The organism is Paenibacillus sonchi (assembly GCF_016772475.1).
In the GTDB taxonomy this organism is placed as follows: domain Bacteria; phylum Bacillota; class Bacilli; order Paenibacillales; family Paenibacillaceae; genus Paenibacillus_AQ; species Paenibacillus_AQ sonchi.
Map to the genome: position 1 here is coordinate 6366600 of NZ_CP068595.1, position 20983 is coordinate 6387582.

General features: G+C 51.9%; 17 protein-coding genes and 3 pseudogenes. 1 reads left to right on the forward strand and 19 read right to left on the reverse strand.

Annotated features, from left to right (window positions below):
- The 9 genes and pseudogenes from JI735_RS28585 to JI735_RS28625 form a co-directional block, all read right to left on the reverse strand.
- Window positions 1–1125, reverse strand: coding sequence for a PTS transporter subunit EIIC (locus tag JI735_RS28585; RefSeq protein ID WP_039837640.1), 1125 nt, complete (start codon window positions 1123–1125; stop codon window positions 1–3).
- Window positions 1126–1260: 135 nt separating this feature from the next.
- Complete coding sequence (locus JI735_RS28590) at window positions 1261–2817, reverse strand: ABC-F family ATP-binding cassette domain-containing protein (RefSeq protein ID WP_039837643.1); 1557 nt, start codon at window positions 2815–2817, stop codon at window positions 1261–1263.
- Between the two features lie 156 nt (window positions 2818–2973).
- Window positions 2974–4077 carry an IS200/IS605 family element RNA-guided endonuclease TnpB gene (tnpB, locus tag JI735_RS28595; RefSeq protein ID WP_039837645.1) on the reverse strand — a complete coding sequence of 368 codons (1104 nt, stop codon included), beginning with the start codon at window positions 4075–4077 and terminating at the stop codon, window positions 2974–2976.
- 439 nt (window positions 4078–4516) lie between these two features.
- Window positions 4517–5976: pseudogene (locus JI735_RS28600) on the reverse strand (protein adenylyltransferase SelO).
- Window positions 5977–6073: 97 nt separating this feature from the next.
- Entirely contained in the window at window positions 6074–6475 is a 402-nt protein-coding gene (locus JI735_RS28605) for a hypothetical protein (protein WP_202676658.1), read from the reverse strand.
- Complete coding sequence (locus JI735_RS28610; RefSeq protein WP_202676659.1) at window positions 6475–7008, reverse strand: hypothetical protein; 534 nt, start codon at window positions 7006–7008, stop codon at window positions 6475–6477. Before JI735_RS28610 ends, JI735_RS28605 begins: the two co-directional genes overlap by 1 nt.
- Entirely contained in the window at window positions 7005–7895 is an 891-nt protein-coding gene (locus JI735_RS28615; RefSeq protein ID WP_039837652.1) for an amidohydrolase family protein, read from the reverse strand. Before JI735_RS28615 ends, JI735_RS28610 begins: the two co-directional genes overlap by 4 nt.
- Entirely contained in the window at window positions 7882–11052 is a 3171-nt protein-coding gene (locus JI735_RS28620; protein ID WP_039837655.1) for a GNAT family N-acetyltransferase, read from the reverse strand. Before JI735_RS28620 ends, JI735_RS28615 begins: the two co-directional genes overlap by 14 nt.
- A 134-nt stretch (window positions 11053–11186) precedes the next feature.
- Complete coding sequence (locus JI735_RS28625; RefSeq protein ID WP_039837657.1) at window positions 11187–11534, reverse strand: winged helix-turn-helix transcriptional regulator; 348 nt, start codon at window positions 11532–11534, stop codon at window positions 11187–11189.
- Between the two features lie 105 nt (window positions 11535–11639).
- Between JI735_RS28625 and JI735_RS28630 the strand changes: the two genes are divergently transcribed.
- The gene (locus JI735_RS28630; protein WP_039837659.1) at window positions 11640–12554 is read left to right on the forward strand and encodes an arginase family protein; all 915 of its coding nucleotides are present in this window, start codon (window positions 11640–11642) and stop codon (window positions 12552–12554) included.
- Window positions 12555–12663: 109 nt separating this feature from the next.
- Here JI735_RS28630 and JI735_RS28635 read toward each other — a convergent pair whose 3' ends face one another.
- The 10 genes and pseudogenes from JI735_RS28635 to JI735_RS28675 all read right to left on the reverse strand — a co-directional run bounded on the left by JI735_RS28635 (window position 12664) and on the right by JI735_RS28675 (window position 20980).
- A complete protein-coding gene (locus JI735_RS28635; protein WP_202676660.1) occupies window positions 12664–13437 on the reverse strand; it encodes a VOC family protein in 774 nt (257 codons plus the stop codon).
- A 3-nt stretch (window positions 13438–13440) separates the two neighbouring features.
- Window positions 13441–14247, reverse strand: a complete 807-nt coding sequence (locus JI735_RS28640) for a pyrroline-5-carboxylate reductase family protein (RefSeq protein ID WP_325175550.1) — start codon at window positions 14245–14247, stop codon at window positions 13441–13443.
- 16 nt (window positions 14248–14263) lie between these two features.
- Entirely contained in the window at window positions 14264–15112 is an 849-nt protein-coding gene (locus tag JI735_RS28645; RefSeq protein WP_202676662.1) for a MetQ/NlpA family ABC transporter substrate-binding protein, read from the reverse strand.
- Window positions 15109–15510: a uroporphyrinogen decarboxylase/cobalamine-independent methonine synthase family protein gene (locus JI735_RS37070; RefSeq protein ID WP_267919016.1), complete on the reverse strand. Its 402-nt coding sequence runs from the start codon at window positions 15508–15510 to the stop codon at window positions 15109–15111. Before JI735_RS37070 ends, JI735_RS28645 begins: the two co-directional genes overlap by 4 nt.
- An 86-nt stretch (window positions 15511–15596) precedes the next feature.
- A pseudogene (locus tag JI735_RS37075) lies at window positions 15597–16142 on the reverse strand (uroporphyrinogen decarboxylase family protein); the annotation flags it as partial.
- 31 nt (window positions 16143–16173) lie between these two features.
- A pseudogene (locus tag JI735_RS28655) lies at window positions 16174–16832 on the reverse strand (methionine ABC transporter permease).
- Window positions 16807–17850 (reverse strand): methionine ABC transporter ATP-binding protein, encoded by a 1044-nt coding sequence (locus JI735_RS28660; protein ID WP_039837664.1) that lies wholly within the window; start codon window positions 17848–17850, stop codon window positions 16807–16809. Before JI735_RS28660 ends, JI735_RS28655 begins: the two are co-directional and overlap by 26 nt.
- Window positions 17851–17884: 34 nt before the next feature.
- A complete protein-coding gene (locus tag JI735_RS28665; protein WP_233183691.1) occupies window positions 17885–19051 on the reverse strand; it encodes an amidohydrolase in 1167 nt (388 codons plus the stop codon).
- Between the two features lie 27 nt (window positions 19052–19078).
- Window positions 19079–20275, reverse strand: a complete 1197-nt coding sequence (locus JI735_RS28670) for a trans-sulfuration enzyme family protein (RefSeq protein ID WP_411830005.1) — start codon at window positions 20273–20275, stop codon at window positions 19079–19081.
- Between the two features lie 24 nt (window positions 20276–20299).
- Entirely contained in the window at window positions 20300–20980 is a 681-nt protein-coding gene (locus tag JI735_RS28675) for a GntR family transcriptional regulator (RefSeq protein ID WP_039837666.1), read from the reverse strand.
- Window positions 20981–20983 lie beyond the last annotated feature (3 nt).

Below are 20983 nucleotides of genomic sequence, written 5' to 3' on the forward strand. Positions count from 1 at the left end.
TCATTTACTTAGTGCTTGCATCCGTTCAAGTTCAGGCCCCAGCTTCACGAGCAGCGTGGCAATCAGTGCGATCAGGAAGCCTGCCGTGCAGGCAATCAGGAAGCCGCCGAACCCGTCTCCCAGGTAGGCGGGCAAGGTTGCCAGTCCCGGAAAAGCGAAAGAGATCGCAGACGAGCCAAACATCCCGGCCATTCCGCCGCCGATGGCTCCGGCACAGCAGACGGCAATCATCGGCTTGCGCATAGGCAAATTCACACCGAACATTGCAGGCTCGGTGACTCCGAATAAAGCGGAGATGGAGGCGGATAAGCTTAAGGTTTTGAACTTCTTGTCTTTGGCTTTGAAGAAAACCGCGAGCGCCGCCCCCGCCTGCGCAAAGGCAGCCGGGCCCATCAGGGCCAGAATGGTATCGTAACCGATCAAGTTGATATTGTTGATCGCCAGGGGCACCAGACTCCAGTGCAAGCCAAAGATAACCATCGGCTGAATCATTGCGCCCAGAACTATTCCCGCTCCAACCGGACTGAAATGATACACCAGGTGGTAGCCTTGGGCGAGCACGTCCCCGGCAAGCGAGCCCGCCGGCCCGAACACCAGCAGCGTAGCAGATGACACCACAACTATCGAGATCAAAGGAGTGAAGAACTCCCGAATGACCTCGGGCAATACTTTGATGCAGATACGTTCGACATATACCAGAAAGCCTACTGCGAGAATGATGGGAATGGCACTCGCCGGATAATTGACGGAAGTCACTCCCATGCCGAACAACCTTATCGTCTCATGGTCTGCAAACCGGGTGGTCAGACTCGGGTACAGCAGCACCCCGGCAATCACAACGGCGGTATAAGGATTGGCCTTGAATTTACGGGCTGCTGTATACGCCAGAAGCATAGGAAGATAGTAGAACAGACTGTCCGCCATCGCGTTCAGCACAGTATAAGTACCCTCCGTTGTGCTGACCAGCTTCAGCGCCGCCGCACCGGCCAATAGCCCTTTCATAATGCCCGCCGCGCTCAGAATATTGACAATTGGAAGAAAGATGCCGGAGATACCGTCAATAATGATATTGACCGCACTCCTTTTTGACTGCTCTACAGACGTTTCCTGATTATGTACTTCCATAATTTCCCCCTGCACTCTTTGCTTTATATGTGGCCGGACTTCCCGTATAACTCAACACAAATGACCCGTAAGAAGGTCACTTGTTCAAGCCTTCCTCTTACGGGTCACCGTCCAGACCAGCCTTATTGCCAGCCGTTAAAACACTTTCGTCGTCCAAGACTCGCAGTTCCATGTATCCGTTACGATATCGCGGTAAAATTCGGGTTCGTGGGAGATTAGCAAAATGCTGCCCTTATACGCCTTAAGCGCACGCTGCAGCTCGTCCTTCGCATCCACATCGAGATGGTTGGTCGGTTCGTCCAGCACAAGCAGATTCGTCTCGCGGTTGATGAGTTTGCACAGACGGACTTTGGCTTTCTCGCCGCCGCTCAGGACCGCAATCTTGCTCTCAATATGCTGGGTCGTCAGACCGCATTTGGCAAGTGCCGCCCGAATTTCAAATTGCGTAAAGGACGGGAACTCCGCCCAAATCTCTTCAATACAGGTATTGTAGTTCGTTCCCTTGATTTCCTGCTCGAAATAACCGGTTTCCAGCAGGTCGCCGAGTCTGGCTGAACCAGAAATCGCCGGAATTTGGCCGAGAATGCTGCGCAGCAGCGTGGTCTTACCGATCCCGTTGGCACCGACAAGCGCAATTTTTTGTCCGCGTTCCATTTGCAGGTTCAGCGGTCTGGACAGCGGGGAATCGTAGCCGATCACGAGATCTTTGGTTTCAAAAATCAGCTTGCCGGAAGTGCGCGCGGCCTTGAAGTTGAATTGCGGCTTCGGTTTCTCCCTGGCGAGCTCGATAACCTCCATCTTGTCCAGCTTCTTCTGCCGGGACATCGCCATATTCCGCGTAGCCACGCTGGCTTTGTTCCGCGCAACGAAGTCCTTCAGATCGGCAATTTCCTGCTGCTGACGTTTAAAGGCGGATTCAAGCTGCGACTTTTTCGCCTCGTACACCTGCTGGAAATACTCGTAATCCCCCACATACCGCGTCAGCGATTGATTCTCCATGTGGTAGATCAGGTTGATGACGCTGTTCAGGAATGGAATGTCATGTGAAATCAAAATGAAGGCATTTTCGTATTCCTGCAAATAGCGCTTTAGCCATACGATATGCTGCTCATCGAGATAGTTCGTAGGTTCGTCAAGCAGCAATATGTCCGGTTTCTCCAGCAGCAGTTTGGCCAGGAGTACCTTGGTCCGTTGACCTCCGCTGAGATCATGCACATCCTTATCTAAACCGATGTCCGTAAGACCCAGCCCGCGGGCAGTTTCGTCGATTTTGGCGTCGATCATATAGAAATCCTGGCTTGTCAGTGTGTCCTGAATCGTTCCGACATCCTCCAGCAGCTGTTCCAGTTCCTCTGGGGACACATCTCCCATTCTGCCGTACATGTCGTTCATCTCTTGCTCCATATCGAAGAGATATTGAAACGCCCCGCGCAGAACATCGCGAATCGATTGTCCCTTCGTCAGCACCGCATGCTGGTCCAAGTAGCCCGCCCGCATCCGTTTTGCCCATTCGACTTTGCCTTCGTCCGGCTGGAGTTTGCCCGTAATGATGTTCATGAAGGTGGATTTCCCTTCACCGTTTGCGCCGATCAGGCCGATATGTTCGCCTTTTAGCAGGCGGAAGGATACATCGCTGAAAATCGCGCGGTCGCCAAACCCGTGACTCAGCCGTTCTACATTTAGTATACTCATGAGTTAAACACCTTTTCCTTTATACAGTATCTCGTCATATTTTGAACCTCTTATGGCTAGAGCCACAAGATTCTTGGGTAGTCCGTTCTACTGAACAGAATGAGTACAGGATGTACCACCAAGCTATCCCTGTCGTTCCGACAGTTTGTGTAATCATTACACCGTAAGCAGTCTTTTTCCTTCAGCTAGAATATTCAGGCTTGCATTATAATCCCGATCATGATGGGTTCCGCAATTTGTACACGTCCATTGACGCAGGTTCAGATCCTTTACGTCTTTGTTTTTGAATCCGCAACACGAACATAACTGCGAGGAGGCAAAGGTTTTACCTACAGTAATGACCTGACGTCCATACCACTTGGCTTTATATTCAAGCAGGGTTCGGAATTGATACCAGGAGACCTCGCTAATCGCTTTCGCCAGCTTATGATTTTTCATCATGTTAGAGACTTGCAAATCTTCAATCACAATCAGGTCGTGGTTTTTGACAAGTTGTGTTGAAATCTTTTGCAAGTAATCTGTTCTTGCATTGGCTATACGTTCATGGATTCGAGCTACTTTAACACGTTGTTGATTCCAGTTTGAAGAGCCTTTTGACCGTCTGGATAAGATCCGCTGCTCCCGAATGAGTTTTTGTTCCATTTTCCGTAGAAATTTAGGATTTACAAACACTTCGCCATTCGATAGAATAGCGAAATCCTTTAGCCCCACGTCAATTCCGACCTCTAGGTTTGTTGAGGGCAAGGCTTGCACCTCGGTTTCTACCAACAACGAGACAAAGTATTTTCCTGAAGGATTGCGCCGGATCGTAGCGGATTGGATCCGGCCTTCAATTTCTCTGGACTTTGCGAAACGAACCACGCCAAGCTTCGGTAACTTAATGCGGTTCCCGTTCACTGCAATGTTTCCATTGGTGTGTTTGGTGGTATACGCCTGAACCTTGTTCTTTTTGGACTTGAAACAGGGGGCATCGTTTTGTTTTTTGAAAAACCGAGTGAAAGCATCCGCAAGGTTCTTCACAGACGATTGAATCGCAATGCTATCTACTTCTTTTAACCAAGGGAGTTCCTTCTTCAAATTCGGCAGTTCAGAAGAACAGGAAAGATAATTTAATCCATTCCCTGTGGTTTCAAAGGTATCCTTCCACTTGGCTAAGAAGTGATTGAACACATACCGGCAGCATCCAATAGTTTTAGCGATGAGGACTTCTTGTTCGGGGTTGGGATAGATACGGAATTTGTAGGCTTTATTTACTAACATCATTTTCACCTAACTTTTTGATGTAGAATGTTTTGCCGGATCTGTTCCTCTCTATGTTTGCTAAGTAATCAACCCATAGTTAAAAATGATACCTGTAGCCATCTGATCCAGCATTTCTGTTAGCAGATATTGATATCACTCAGTAACACTTTACACACCCTATCCTATGTTGTCCATCACAAGTTAAAGGATAACAGATGTTAAAAATTAATTCGAGTTATTCTCTCTAAATATCGGTGTTTTTGTTTGTTTTCAAAGAAAAATGCCGGACACGACGTATCTAAGGGTTCGTCGTGTCCAGCACCGATTCATCTCAAGATGAAGTATACGCAAGAACAGCCCAATGGCATTAGAATGAAACACCTTCTCATGTTGCTGCTCCGGTATGGGCTGGCGAACATATCGGCTTACAGATCAATCAAAATCACTAAAATTTGAATCAGGTACCGCAGAAGGTCCGGTAAGGACTGGAGCAACTTTCTGGCAGTGTCGAGTACTCCTCCTGTTCGGGAGAGTAGGCGTAAGGGTTCGAAAGCACCCCAGAAAACGCTCCATCACACTGAAGTCTTCACGTTCTACCGCCGCTTCCAGAGCCTCCTCTACCCGGTGGTTACGGGGGATCAGGGCCGGGTTGCTGCTGCGCATCAGCTGCCTGGAAGCGTCTTGCGATTCCTTCTGTCTGCCCAGTCTGGCCTCCCACTGCTGATGCCACCCGGCAAATTCCTTACTGTCAAACAGCTCTCTGTCTGCCAGCTTGCCTAACGTTAAGGCACGGAAGGTATTGGTATAGTCCGCACGATGCTTGTGCATCATGCCAAGAAGTTCCTCAATCAAAGCTTCATCCTGCTGTTCTTCGTTATAGAGTCCCAGCTTTGCCCTCATTCCCGCGAGCCAGTTCCGGTAATACCGCTCAGTAAAATCGGAAATTGCCTCCTCGGCCAGCCGGACCGCCTGGGACTCGTCGTCATGCAGCAGCGGCAGCAGAGTTTCGGCAAACCTTGCGAGATTCCAGGCAGCAATTTGGGGCTGGTTACCATAGGCATACCGGCCGTGTTGGTCAATGGAGCTAAATACCGTCTCAGGATCATAGGTGTCCAAAAAGGCACACGGGCCATAATCAATGGTTTCTCCGCTAAGGGCCATGTTGTCCGTGTTCATTACCCCGTGAACAAAACCAACGAGCTGCCATTTGGCAATCAGTGCCGCCTGGCGTTTAACCACTTCGTGAAGCAGGGAAAGATAACGGTTAGCTGCACCTTCAGCTTCCGGATAATGTCTTTGCAAAGTGTAATCTGCCAGGGCCCGGAGATCCCCGGTAATGCCTCTTGCGGCAGCGTATTGAAACGTCCCGACCCGCAGATGGCTGGCAGCCACCCGGGTGAGAACAGCTCCCGGCTGCTCGGTATCCCGGATGACCGGCTCACCGGTAGCGGCTACGGCCAGACTGCGGGTTGTTGGAATGCCAAACCCATGCATGGCTTCACTGATCATGTATTCGCGGAGCATGGGCCCAAGAGCCGCACGGCCATCCCCCCGCCGGGAGTAAGGCGTTCTGCCTGACCCCTTAAGCTGGATGTCAACCCGCATTCCCTGTGGAGTGATTTGTTCGCCAATCAGCACGGCTCTGCCGTCACCCAGCATCGTAAAATGCCCGAATTGATGCCCGGCATATGCTTGTGCAAGCGGCTCCGCCCCTTCGGGAATCTCATTGCCTGCAAAAACCGCAGTGCCCTTATCGCTGCGCAGCGCCGGGCCGTTCAACCCCAGGGCTGACGCCAGCGGGTCATTAAAAATGATCAGCTCCGGTAAACGGACTGGCGTTGGCTTGACTCGTGTAAACAATGATTCCGGCAGTCTGGCATAGCTGTTGTCGAAGCTCCATCCTGTATCCACCGTCATAATGTCTCCTTTTTTTCTGTTGTGCTTCAATTTCTTAGTAGTTTGCACTGGTGCCCATTTATTATGCCCTTCCCAATCCGGAACTGTTCTCTTATCTTTAAGGGGTTCCCGGCACCTGTAAGGATTTCAAATAATCCCTAACAGCCTGAGTTTTTTTATCGCCGTTCTTCTCCAGCAGCACCAGGAAATCATTAAGCTGGGTCAACAGCGGACTGGCCTCAATCTGCTCAGGCCCTGCTTCGGACAGTGTATTCTCATAAGCGATTGCCGCTTCTTCACTTATCATCTGTGTCTTATTGTCAAACAGCGGCGTGTTCGGGGAGCCGTAAAAAACATATTTCTTCGCCACGCCAAAAGCTTCCTTCACAGCCGCAGCACGGTTGGAGGTTGGGTAGGTTTGCAGAAAGGTTTCGTACTCCAGCGCCCGGTCTGCGACTTTGTACCAGTCGATCAGCAAAGTCCCATCCACTGCGGACGGCTGCTCCGACCCGGCAGCCATCAGCTCAAAATAAGCCTGCAAATCTTTGGTGAGATAAGGCTTGAACGCTTTGAAGCTTTTGTATTCCATGACCGGATAAAAGCGGCCCCCCCGGCTTCAAGCTTATAGTCCATGGCAGACAAGTCCTGCAGAACAATGCGGGTCTGCAATTGCTTCACTTTGGTACGTGCCAGCACCATGGGCATCCCTTTGGTATAAATGCTCTTGATGTCCTTTTGAATAGCGGGTGTATTCATACGTTTGGCGGCTGTGGGCAGATAGGCTTTTAGGCCATTTTCCAAATGCAGGACCGCGATATTAGCCTCTCCGGGCGTCATTTCATCTATTCGGTTAACCAAGGTGCCTTGGGCCAGACTTAGGGAGGAAGGCTGCTTCACTCTCTGTTCAAACAGGAGGAACGCTGAAGAAGACTTCGCTGCTGCGGCCGCAGTCCGGTTCGGGAGGGCCCCGGAACCGGCAATTCCGGCACTCGTCAGGAACAGAATGACACCCAGGCTGGCAGCTATTTTTTTGGTGAACGTTGTTTGTTTCATAAGGACTCCTTCCTAAGCTCCGCGATCCGCTGGCCGATACGCGGAAATAGCTCAAAGGCATTCCGGTAGAATACCTTTTCGTGATGCTGCTCGGGGACGAGCCTGCGGATAAATTCTGCGTACAGACCGATTGGCGCCAGCGGCCAGTCGGTTCCGAACAGCATTTTCTCATAATGATCACAATAGACCAGCGCCCGGCGGAAATGATCCATGAACAGCGCTTCCTTCATGAACCGTTCAAAATGAGGCCGGTCACCGACGACGAGGCCGGACAAATCGGCGTACACGTTGGGGTTCTTGGCCACCACTTCAGCAGCATCCATCACCCAGGGATCTCCCAGATGACAGATCATAAAGTTAACGCCGCGCTGCTGATAGGCCAATTCATCTACAGTGAGCGGATGCGAGTACTTCAGCAATCCGTTCATCGAGTAGGTGTCGCCGGTATGAATCACGACGGGCAAGCTGTACTTAGCCGCCAGCTCATAGACCGGAGCATAGATCTTGTCATGGACATAATAATGGTAATATCCGGCATACAGCTTGATTCCCGCTACCTCCGGCGCCTGCATCCGCGCTTCGATCCGGTCAAGCTCCTCCTGGGCCTGCCCCCCGGCCAGCCGGTTTGGATTGATGCCGACACATTCCATCAGGAATGAAGGAACCTCTTCCTCCAGATCAAGACCCATAGGATTGGGTGAACCGGAATCGGGAAAAGCTCCCTTCGTCTGCTCCGTGACCCCCATTCCGATGCCGAGAATGACATCGTTTTTGTCAAACTCGGCCTTGAGGCCGGCCGCAGTGTAATCAACTTTGGATAGATCACTTGCTGTCCGATGGAAGCTGTCGATGTCTGACAGATGGATATGAATATCAATGATCGGCATGTAAAGCCTCCTTTTCGTCTGCTGTATCTGCAAAGCTTAGATTAAGCAAACCCCGGACATCTTCCGGGTTCAATGCAACGGGTCCCAAGACCAGAAAGGTCGGCTGTGTCCAAAGCGTTTCCCCGTTCAGAAGAGAAAGCTGATAATCTACACCCTGACAGATCCCCTTGTTATTCACATAAACTGCTGAGCTTTGATTAGGATAACTGCTCACCACCTGCAGCATATCCTGACGGGAAGCCGCGCCGATCCGCAAAAGCCCCTTGGATTGAAGCTGTGCCTCCAGTTTGCCGAGCAAAAAACGCCCTTGCCCCGGGACTTCTACCCATCCTTCTGAGAAGACCTCAGGCGATGGTTTGAAGAAGTTATCATCGGCGAACGAATAATGCGGCAGCGCTTCGCCGCTTCCGTTGGTCACGGAATGCTGCACACAGAGCACAGGAACACCCGGCAGCATAAGGTAATGCTGATGGAGGACTATTCCCCGGTTCACTTCGTGCTTCGTGATGCTGGTAGTAACACGCAGGCCCTTCCAGACATTGCCGTACCGGTCCTCCCGCTCTGCCCAATCCGTGTTTCTCGGCTCCTGCTCCCGGCTGAATCCGCCTAAACGGGGGATATCCACACCAAGCCCGCCATGCCAAGGGTTCCACCAGGAATGCGGGACCGGTTCCGGGTACGAAGTATCCAGCCATTCTGCGCCGTTGTGCTTCAAGGAATGCACCACACTGCCAAAGCCTGGCGCAGCCGCTATGGAAAGAATCCCGTTGTTCACCGTATACACAGGACCTGCTGCGCTCTCTTCTATTTCACAAGTGACGTTACCGTCTGTCTGAGGGAACCACAGTCCCGAACGCTCCTGAATCCAATCCTCGCCGTGGTAGACGGCCCGGAGCTTCCGGACCGGTTCGCCTTGCCCGTGGCCATTCTTGTTCTCAGTAGAAATCTCAACATGGGCTGAATGGAGGTGCTGTTCCCGGTCCAGTTCAACCACAGCCAGTTGCCGTTCAGGTTCCCCACCTTCTTGTACATGCAGTTCGAGTCTCCCGGCAAGCGGTGCCATCTTTCGTTCGATCAGCTCCGCGCTCAGCAACCCTGCTGCAAACGGATTGCCGCCGCCGACTACCAGTTCCAGGTGATTGTCCAGCAGCGGAACAACCGGGGTGGACAATTTCCGGGCAAAGGAGCGGAAATCAGACCACTTGAGGAAGGAATTCAGCGCAAATATAACCGGGTTCGTTTTCACTGCGGCTCCGGCAGCAATCCGGCCAAGCTCATGCTCCAAGCCGAGCGGATAATCTGAGCGGAGCAGCTTCAGGGAAGGGTCCCAACAGATCCCGCAAGTAACGTTCTCTTCCTTGGAGAACAGCCAGTTTTCTGTAATTTTAGCGCTATCCCAATTCGCAGGATCGCTGGAGTAGGAGTTGCCCATATCGACATAACGGCCCTGGTACGGCAGGATGAACCGGCTCCCGAAGAAAATAAAATTCGTCAGCAAGTGCATGTTCTCTTCCAGCACTCTGCTGCTGGTATTGCAAATTTCATAATGGAATCTGGCAATACCGTTTGCGGACAGCTTGGCCACCGACTTGATCTGCAGGCCGGAGAAATCCTCAGACTCGTATAGGGCTTCAAGAACCTGACTCTCCCCTTCGGCATAGATTTTCACTTCTGCAGCCTGCTTTTTGGAGAATTCCTGTGAGAACGGCTTGCCCAGCTTCGGATAGCTCCACCGGAAATTGTGGCTGGAACCGGGATACTCGATCCACATATTGTTATCCAGCTTGTTCATATGCAGCGAGAATGCCCCGTTTACGGCGACCCACTGATCCCCGTTCTGCCCTCCGTACCGGCCCTGCGTGCCTTTGAGCAAAGCGGAGAGCTTGCTTGTGAAGGTGACTACTTTGTGTCCGGCGGGGACCGCCGTTACCTCTACCTCATGTGATAAAAGTCCATAGGACCGCAGTCTGAATGGTGCGGGTATAGCCGCCTTGCCTTTCGCCGGTACCGTGAAGCGCACCGTACGGTTCGCCCATTCCACGATATCCGTCTCCGGCCAGTCGAAGGAGAACTCTGCTTCCGTGGCAAAATGATTCTCTGCATTCAGGTACAGCATGGCCGGAGTACCCGGATACAGCTCGCCCGCTTGCAGTGCAACCTTCATCTTGACCGGGAATTTCGGTGCGATGCCAATGCGGAATTCGGCCCGCTTGCCATTGATGGCCCATGTGCTCATAACCACAGGATGGGTCTTCTTGTTGTTCTGCTCTTCCAGGACCGGGTCCAGCTCAAATTCTCCTTCTATCATTACGGTTTCACCCGGAGCAATCGTTTGGGAGACATCCAGGGCATAACGGATACATTTATTATTCTGGCCCTTGATCTCAATCGTCATGGCAGCGGCCGAGCGGTTTTCGATACGATACTGAACCTTATAGGCGGAACCGAATACGAGATCATGATCATCGATATGTGTAGAAATTGCATAATCCGGCGTATCCAGCGCGGTCAGCCCGCGTCCGGTCTTCTCAAATTCTGCCCGTAAGGCAAGCGCTCCCTTGCGCCAAGTGTAATCCAGGAAATCAAAACCGTGCGCTGAGCGGCCATCCGGCTCAATCCTCAGCTCACGCGTACTGTCGGCGTACCAATCCAGCACCTCGAAGTAAGGAGCCAGGGCTTCAGTCTGTAAAATAGTCGGAATGAAGTTCATGAGGTGGACGTAATCGTCATTTTTTTCCCAGAAGAACCCGCATTTCTTGTACATCGGTACAGCCTTGGTATTGCCTGCCCAGGTAAATAAATCGAGCCGCGGCCAGCCCGCTTCTACCGTCTGGCGGACAGCTTTCAGAATCAGATTGCGGCCGACCTTACAGCCGTGATAATCAGGGCGGACATTCAACAACGGTACATACATCGCGCCTTCATCCTGATGGTAGTGCGAGAAGCTGCAAAAGCCGACAACCTCCCCGCCGTCAACAGCAAGAAAGGCATGAAGATGAGACGATACCTCCATCATCCGGAGGACGCTGTCCTTTGTTTTCTGGATGGTCCCGCCGCCCCAGCTGTCACTGCTGCGTATCCACATTTCTGCAAGCGCTCCCGCGTAAGAAGGGTCATATTCGATAATCCGGACTTGCTCCGCAACGGTATTTGCCATGCATTCATCTCCTTATTTTCAATTACACAATGTCAAAAATAACAGATTGGTTCTGTGGTGCTAGATCATATTATACTATGGGATGGAAGAATATGACTAACTTTGCTCCAAGCTCATAGTAACTCTACTTTTTCTCATTCTCCCCTATTCTGGTTTTTTGTTCCCCACTCACACAATCCCTCCAAGACGGGTAATAGCGTTTCCGCTTTATCTGTGAGACTGTATTCAACTTTAGGCGGCACTTGAGGATACTCCTTCCGGATCACCATACCATCCGCTTCTAATTCTTTGAGCTGTGAACTCAAAGTTTTATAAGTAATAGCACCTATCTGTCTTTTCAGATCATTAAATCGGACCGGTTGATTTTCTGCCAGGAGGTATATAATAACCATCTTCCATTTGCCGCCGATAACTGACAATGTATAACCAAAGGGTGTATCTTGAACATTTTTAACTTTGCCTTTATATTCGGCCATACTCATATTCACACTATCCTTTCGGGTAGTACCTATCATATTAGTGCGTACTACTTTTTTATTTGTGCCCAGTTTATACTAACCATACTTTGATGTAAAGGAGAGCAAGAAATGACCAAAAAAACAATCCGTCTGTTAATGCCAGAGTGGCAAGGAGGGAACAATCCAAACTACTCTTTTGGTGCCGAACTGCTTGCCTGGCTGGCTCCGGACAATGAGCAACCCCTTATTCAAGTACCCGTTCAAGCCTATGATGGAACCCCTCTGCACAACGAGAACGGCATGTATGGAAGAACACAGCTGCTTGAGCAATTAGAGGCTGCCCGGCATCTCATCGATGCCCATAAGCCGGACCGTATTGTAATGTTTGGCGGCGACTGCTTAGTCGAACAAGCTCCATTTGCCTATTTAAACGAACGGTATGGCGGGGAATTGGGTTTAATCTGGATCGATGCTCACAGTGACTTAGTCAGATATGCCGGGTATGACAACGGACATACTTTGCCTCTCGGGAATCTTTTGGGAGAAGGAGATGAGGAATTTGCAAGGCATGTGAAAATTCCGCTAAAACCTGAACATGTCTTTATCGCGGGATTAGCTGCTCCTACAGAGAAAGAAATAGAAGTGATTTCAGAGGCGTTTCAGAGACTGGGCATAGCTCCTGAAGAACAAGATACAGAGATGATTCAGCGACTGGGCATACAAACTGCCGGAACCCAAGAGCTAACGAACAGTACTGAATCTATAAAAGAGTGGATTAAGGAAAACAGTATTAAGCACCTGGCTATCCACCTCGATCTGGATGTGCTTGATCCAAAGGCATTCCGTTCTTTATTATTTGCCAATCCTGAAGCTCCTTATAATTATTCTCCTGCGGGAACAATGCAAATGCCTCTGCTATTGAAACTGATAAAAGAACTATCGGAAGCAACAGATGTAGTTGGATTAGGGATAACGGAGCATATGCCATGGGATTCGATTAACCTGAAAAATCTGCTCAGAGAAATACCTATTCTGAATACGTAAGGTCATATACCGGATTTGTATAGAACAATCATCTGCTTAATTATGAAAATACAACAAAAGCGTGCTCCCTGCCGAGGCATTGGAGCGCGCTTTGTTGTACATCCGTCTGTTAATCCGAAGTCTGGAACACATACTCCCCTTCGCCAATCCGGATAGTTTGTCCCCCCAGAAGTTCAGAGTCCGTGTCCAGGATCACCTGCATGAACCGGTTCTCCTCCCCTTTGACGAAATCGTAGAACTTGTCTCCGATCTGCAAGACAGCGGATGTATCCGTTGACTTCACAACCTCCAGGCCAAACAAATCCGCCCAGTGTCCGGCAGCAGCGGCGGGGTCCGACACGCGGAAGACCGCCCGCCTGATCCCGACCCGGCCTGCAGGATGAGGCCGGACAATGCCGGAAGCCGTCAGCCTGGCCAACCGCTCTTCATCCGTTCCTTTCCACTGAATAATAAACGGATAGACCAGCCCGCCGAAATCTCCGGCAATGGTCATCATGCGCCATTCGATCAAGCTGCCGGACATATCCAGGCGTTTGCCGTCCATAATGGGCGACAAGCTTAAGCCCTCTGCGGTTAACGATGCTGCCATTTCCTCAATATCGTCGGTGCGGATCACCACCCGGCTCAGCACTTCATGCTCAGGCAAAGCGGCAACGACATCCCGGACAACCAGGTTGTACCCGGTGGACCGGGCCAATTCGGGCGATTCAATCCCCAGAAACTCGATGTAAGTCAGACCGAAGTAGCTTAACGTATTGAAAGTGCCCCAGTCCTTATGGGAACCTCCCTTAAAGGCAATCAGACCCTTCTCCCCGAAGACCTCGATGACATGGTCTAAATTGTTGATGTAATGAACCAAGTGATCCCATTGTTTGCTCGCCATCGTCTATTTCGCTCCCAGTTCAGTCGTTCGCTTGACCGCTGCCATTACGCTGCGCTGCAGTCCGGCCGCGAAATCGCTGTTGTTCAGTTCGTACAGACCGTGCATCCCCACCCCGCCCGGTGAGTTATTGATGTCCAGCAGCTGTCTCGGATGCAGCCCCGTCTGCCGCAGCATAAGCACGGCTCCAGCCATATTCTCCAGCGCGACATTCCAGGCCTGCTCACGCGGCAATCCCGCCAGTACACCAGCATCCACAAGAGATTCAATGAAATAATAGATGTAGTTGGGCCCGGCCACACCGTATCCGGTAAAAATATCCAGAAACGTTTCCTCCATATACTGGACTTTGCCGAAGCCAAGCAGGAACTCGTCCACTTGCTCCCGCGATGCATTAGCGTTCAGGACGACCCCGCTGTAGCCGTACCCCGTATCCGTCAGCGTATTTGGAATGACCCTGACGATCGGCCGTCCGGCCCCGAAAACTCCGGCCAGCTTTTCCAGCGTCAAGCCGGCCACGATCGAAACGATCACGGCATCGGGCGCAGCGAGCCGGGTTACAGCTTGTCCCAGTTCGTCCAGTGTATCCTGCGGCCGGACGGCGAGTACGATCAGCCCGGCTTCAGCAAGATACGTTTCCTGGCTCCGGCCCGTATCTACTCCATAAGCATTGGTCAACACCTGAAGACGTGCCTCATTGATATCCGTAACACTGATCCGGCCGGCGGCAATGATCTGATTGGCCGTGATGGCCCGGATAATGGCCTCGGCCATCTGTCCGCCTCCGATAAAATGAATCCGTTGCTCGATCAATGTCTTCCCCCTCTGATTAATTGTTCTTCCACGCTTCCGGCAGAATGAATCCGTCGTATTTCTCCAAACCGGTAATATATTCTTCAAACTCCTTGGACTCATAGGCAGCCTTCAGATCCTTGGCCCACTGCGTATTCTCGTCCTTCCGGTTCACGGATACGATGATGCGGTGCTGCATAGGCGTATTTTCAATTTTGAGCGCGTCGGTAATCTTCTTGCCGGCGCTGGCGATGTAATTCCCGTTAATCACGCCGTAATCCACATCCTGCAGGGACACCATAATTTGCGCGGGGTCGAGAATCTTGATATCGATCTTATATTTATCCGGCTCCATGTTGTTGATGTTGAAGTCCGCCAGGTTCGAGCCTTCTTTAATCTTGACCCAGCCCAATTCTTCCAGAATGCGGAGCGCCCGTTCCTGGTTAACAGGGTCATTGGGAACGGCCACCGTTGTGCCGTCCTTCACATCGTCAAGCGTAGTGTGCTTGACAGAATAGATCCCTTGCGGTGCGCCAGGCACATAAGCGATTCCTACCATATCCGCGCCAATTTCGCCGTTGATAGCTTCCATATACGCTGTACTCTGGAAGATGCTCGCATCGATGGTGCCTTCCTTCATAGCCGGGTTGACCTGCATATTTTGCGAGAAGGTCTTAATATCCACCTTGTAGCCCTGCTTCTCCAGAATCGGCAGAATCGCTTGGCGGAACTGCTCTTCATAAGTGCCGACCCCAAACCCTACAACAATCTCCTTCTTCTCATCTTCTGCAGCTCCGGCTTTCGAGTTATCCGCCGCATTGTTGGCACCGCAAGCTGTCAGTACCAGAACGAAACCAATCAGGAACAGGGACATTGCTTTTTTCATACACGGATCTCTCCTTCAAATACAGATTTTTTTAACTGTACCAGTGCTTCGTCGGTAACACTCAGCGGAATCGCGCAGTTGGGAGCGAGTATAAACGGTTGGTCCTTCATCTGACGCAGCGCTTCCGAAGCCTGCTGCTGAATTTGCGCGATGTCGTTTGCGGCAAAAAGAGCGTGATCGACTCCCCCAACCTTCGTCGCTGTCACAGCAGCTTCCAGACCCGGGTTTCCTTCAGCCTTCGTATCCCAGCTGATCCCGTCCACCGGATAGTCGTTGAACCGCTCGGGATGTGCATAAGCCCCACAGGTATGGAGCACATTTTTTCCGTAGCCGGCAGCGTCCAATACAATACTGTCATAAGGTCTCGAAAATTCGTTGAATGACGGCTCATCGAACATCCCGGGTGTGCAGTCCCCGTCACCGCATAGAACAAGCCGTCTGATCCGGCCCGCTTCAGCTCCTGCACATAATCGGCCATGGTCAGGGCAATCGCATGCAGTGCATGATGCACCGCCGCCCGGTGCTCTTGGAACAGCGATTCCAGGGTCACCGGCTGTTCGATGCCGAACACGGTCGGGTACACATAAGCGGAACGCCCGACAATAAACAGCAGCACTGTCAGCGGGGAGAAGACGGTCTGGATTAAGGGGGTATCCGGCAGCCCCCGGCGGATTTTGGCTACAGCTTCAAGCTGCTCCAATAGCGGAGGTGATTGTGTGGCTTTTTTCGCTTCAAGCTGCCACAGCCGGGCTGCTGCCGGAACCACCGTTGTAAGCTGCCGGGGAAATACAGTCTGATAATGGCCGAAATCATATTCATTTCCCCAAGCTTCAGCCAAATAGGTGGCTCTGGGGTTGATCTTCACCCAGTCCCAATCATATTGCCTGGTAAAAGCGATGGTCGTCCCGGCCAGATCATCCGCGTTCTGCTCCTTGTCAATAAAATGGCGCCAGCCGCTGACGATGGGCCGGTCCGCCCGCTCCCCCGATAAAATGGCCTGAAACCGTTCCTGTCTGCTCCATGTACTCACTTTGTTTGCCTCCTTTTTGTTAGGACAGTTCCTAATACCGGCGGATCTTTCTCGCCAGCGAGTTGCCCAAAGATTGAATTCCCTGTACGAAAATAACAAGTATCACCACTGTCGCAACTACAACCACAGTGTCAAACCGTTGGTACCCGTACACAATCGCCAAGTCTCCGACACCGCCGCCGCCGACCGTTCCGGCCATCGCCGTTGCGCCAATCAATCCGATGGTTGCAGTAGTCAAGGACAGAACCAGTGAGCCGACAGCCTCCGGCAGCAAGAAGAAGCGGATAACCTGAAACGGTGTGGCACCCATCGATTCCGCCGCTTCCATAATGCCCGGATTCACCTCAAGCAGGGAGTTTTCGACCAGACGTCCGATATACGGCGCGATATACAGGATGAGCGGCACGATTGCGGCGTTCGTCCCGATGGACGTGTGGACAATCATCCGGGTGAACGGAATAATCGCCACCAGCAAAATGATAAAGGGCAGAGAACGAATGATGTTAATGACCGGATTGAGCAAGGTATACAGCAGCTTGTTCTCCAGAACACCCCGGGACGGGTAACGACGAGCAGGATGCCGATGGGGATCCCGATCAGCGAGCCTGCGAACAAGGACATCCCCACCATATAGACCGTATCGATGATCGCTTGTATAAACTGCTCACTGGTCACTGTTGTTGAGAACATGTTTGTCCACCTCCTCCAAATCGATTTCTCTACGCTTCAGGAAATCCAGTGCCTTGTCCATTTCCTCTGAATTCCCCTTAAGTTGAATGATCATCGTCCCCAGGGTGGTGTCCTGAATCTCCGTCATATTGGCAAACAGAATATTGACCTTGACATCACTGGACCGGATCAGCTCGTACAATACCGGCTCCGAGGCGCGTTCCCCGAAGAATTCCAGCTTGTACATGCGGCTTCCCTCATCTGTAGTCAATGTTTTTCGCATACTGCTTGTCATGCTGGTCTGAATAACCGTGCTCACAAAATTTTGTGTCGTCGGATGCTGCGGATGCCCGAATACCTCCAGCACGCTGCCCTGCTCAATGATCCGGCCGCCTTCCATCACCGCCACCTTATTGCAAATCTCCTGTATTACAGACATTTCATGGGTAATAATCATGATCGTAATATGATATTCCGCGTTAATCTTCTTGAGCAATTGTAAAATAGAGCGGGTCGTCTGCGGGTCCAGCGCCGAGGTCGCTTCATCGCATAGCAGCACTGAAGGGTTCGAAGCCAGCGCACGGGCAATTCCCACCCGCTGCTTCTGTCCTCCCGACAATTCGCTCGGATAGCTGCCGGCCTTGTCGCTCAGGCCCACGAACTCGAGCAGTTCCATGACGCGCTGGTGAATCTCGTTTTTATTCTTTTTCAGCAGCACAAGGGGGATTGCCACATTGTCAAAGACTTTTTTAGATTCCAGCAGGTTAAAATGCTGAAAGATCATGCCGATATTTTTTTTGGCGGCACGCAGCTCTTTATCGCTGTACGCTCCCAAATCATGCCCGTCGACGAACACCTGTCCCTTCGTCGGCCTTTCCAAATAATTGACCAGCCGGATCAGCGTGCTCTTGCCTGCGCCGCTATAGCCGATCACTCCGAAGATATCTCCTTTCTCAACCTTCAGCTGAACTCCCTTAATGGCATCATTCGAGATTCCCTTGCGAAGATACGTCTTGTAAACGTCTCTTAATTCGATCATCACCATTCCGCTCCTTTCATTAAATGTTCTGGGGCTAAGCCTGCTCCTTCAGCTGTACCAGCGCCCGCTCAGCCAGGAGCGCAAAATAACGGGCGGCAGGCAGCAGAGCGGCTTCGTCCACGTCGAAACGCGGATGATGCAGTGCATAAGCGGGACCCGTGCCGATGTTTACAAAAGCGCCCGGGATTTGCTGCAAATACAGCGCAAAATCCTCTCCACCCATTTGCGGCGGGATATCGTGTACCTCATATCCGGCCTGACCGGCGATCTCTTTGGTGAAGTCTGCCCAGACGCCGTCATTGATCGTCGCCGGCGGCCCCGGAGCCCAATGCAGCCGCGCCTTCGCTCCGGCGGCTCCGGCGATGCCTTCAATGATCCGGGTGATCTTCTCCGGCATGCTTGCACGAATTTCTTCATTATAAGTGCGGACGGTTCCCTCCAGTTCCACCCGTTCCGGCAGTACGTTCCAGGTATGGCCGCCATTGATCCGGGTGACACTCAGCACTACCGTTTCCCTGGCACCGTATTGACGGCTGACGATGGTTTGGAGGGCGGTAATGATCTGAGCTGCCGTTACGATCGCATCCACTCCATTCTCCGGAGTGGCGGCATGAGCGCCTATCCCTTCCACCGAAATTTCAAACCGGTCGACACCCGCCGTTAAAGGCCCAGTTCTCGTTCCGAAGGTTCCCGTCGGCAGCTCCGGCGAGTTATGCAGCCCGAATATCGCGGCCACATCGCCCAGTCCTCCCGAAGCGAGCACGCTCTCGGCGCCATGACCTGTTTCCTCTGCTGGTTGAAACAAAATCTTCACTCTGCCCGGCAGCTCGGCTTCACGGGCTTTCAGCAGCATCGCAGCTCCCAGAATGACCGCTGTATGAAAATCGTGCCCGCAAGCGTGCATTTTCCCCGGAATTTCCGACGCAAACGGCAACCCGGTCTGTTCCTCAACCGGAAGGGCATCGATATCGCAGCGGATCGCCACCGTCGGCCCTTCGTTCTGCCCGACCTGGGCAATAAGCCCCGTTGGCAAAGGAAGATCCAAGACGGAAATATGAGCCTCGGCCAGCCATGTCCGCAGCTTGTCCGTTGTCATAAATTCTTCGTAAGATAATTCCGGCTCGCGATGCAGACTTCTGCGAACGTCAATCAGGTGTTGCTCCAGAACTTGCATCATTTCATCCTGCGGTTTCACCGGCATCCTTTTTCCCCTTGTATAGGCCATATTTTATTTAGAAATGGAGTTCTGCTCCGAATAAGGAAACAACGCCGCCAGCGCTTGCTCGAAATCTGCGATAATATCGTGCACATCCTCCAGCCCGACCGAAACACGGATCAACCCGTCCGTGATCCCGAATTGAACCCGCTCCTTCTGCGGAATGGAAGCATGGGTCATAGAGGCCGGATGCTGCACCAGCGTCTCCGGATCTCCCAGGCTGAAGGAAATCATCGCCAGCTTAAGCGAGTTGATCAGCTTTTTCCCTTCTGTCAGCCCTCCCTTGACTTCGAACGAGACGATACCGCCCATGCCTTTCATCTGCGCAAGAGCCAGTTTGTGCTGGGGGTGGGATTCCAGACCCGGATAGTATACTCTTTCTATCGAAGGATGGGCCTCCAGAAATTCAGCGACTGTCTGGGCATTGCTGCAGTGCCTTTCGACCCGCAGGGCCATCGTCTTCATCCCTCTCAGAATCAGAAATGAATCCCAGGCGTTCAGATTCTGCCCCAAATCGCCCATCAGCCTTTTTCGCATAAAACGGATCACGTCTTTGCTGCCTACGACGAATCCGGCCAGCACATCCCCATGGCCGTTGATATATTTAGTGGCACTATGCACCACAACATCGGCTCCCAGCTCCAAAGGCTTTTGCAGACAAGGGCTCATGAAGGTGTTGTCAACGATAACGGGAAGCTTATGCAGCTTGCAGGCTTGGGTAATTTGCTTGATATCAAGGATCGTCAGCTTCGGGTTGGAGGGTGTTTCGATATAGACAGCTTTCGTATTGGGCTTAATCGCCTGGAGCATTGCGGCAGTATCCGTACAGTCAACAAAGTCGCATTCGATACCGAAACGTGGTGCGAGGGAAGTTAAGAAGTTATAGGTGCCGCCGTACACATCCTTTGTTACCAGGACATGATCTCCATGCTTCAGGAAGCCAAGCAGGGCAATGGAGATGGCGGCCATTCCGCTGGAAACTCCCAACGCGTCTTCACCGCCTTCCAGTGCGGCGATCTTTTTCTCCAGCGTGCGCGAGGTCGGATTCCCGTATCTGCCGTAATACACGCCTTCCGCTTCACCTGCCACCACGGATGCCGCTGTTTCAGCATCAGGAAACGCATAGGCAACCGCAGGGATAACACTTTGGGAAATGGCGCCTGTCAGGGGATCGGGGGACTGGCTCTCATGAATAATCCTTGTGTCCATCTTCCATTCTGCTTGCATTGTGGCTCAGTCCTTTCTGGTTTCGTCCACCGTTTTTAGACGTTTCAGCGCCGTGGACAAGCTGTTCGAGATGTGGTCCTGCATCACTTTTTCCGCGCCTTCTTCATCCCGCTCAACGATCCTCTGCAGAATCAGGCTATGCTCTTCATAGGCCTGCGAATTCCATTCTCCGTGCAGGGAGACATAGCGGCAATAGCGGAGCGTATGATCCCGGAGCTGGCTCAATATTCTTTCAAAAGTATGCAGGCCGCTTATTTCCGATAAATAATCATGAAATTCAAAGCCAAACGGGAGAGCATCCTTATCGGAGCCTAAATGCAGGGATTGATTCGTTTTTTCCACCATCGCCGTCATATGTTGAATATCTTGCGGAGTGGCGTTTTTGGCGGCATTTTTGGCAATATGCCCTTCCAGCATGCCGCGGACAAGAAAGATCTCTTCCAGCTCTTCCACAGTAACCGGCGCTACCTTCAGCCTGCCGTTTGGCTGGCGGACTAGAAAATCCTCATTCTCCAATCGTTGAATCGCCTCCCGCAAGGGAGTACGGCTGACGCCGAGCAGTGCGGCAAGGTTTTCTTCATGCACGTTCTGGCCTGGTTTCAGTTCATTGTCAATGATCTTCTGCTTCAGTTCAAAATAGGTGTTATCCTTGGACAACCTGCGTGTCCGTAACATTGAGCTGCTCATCGG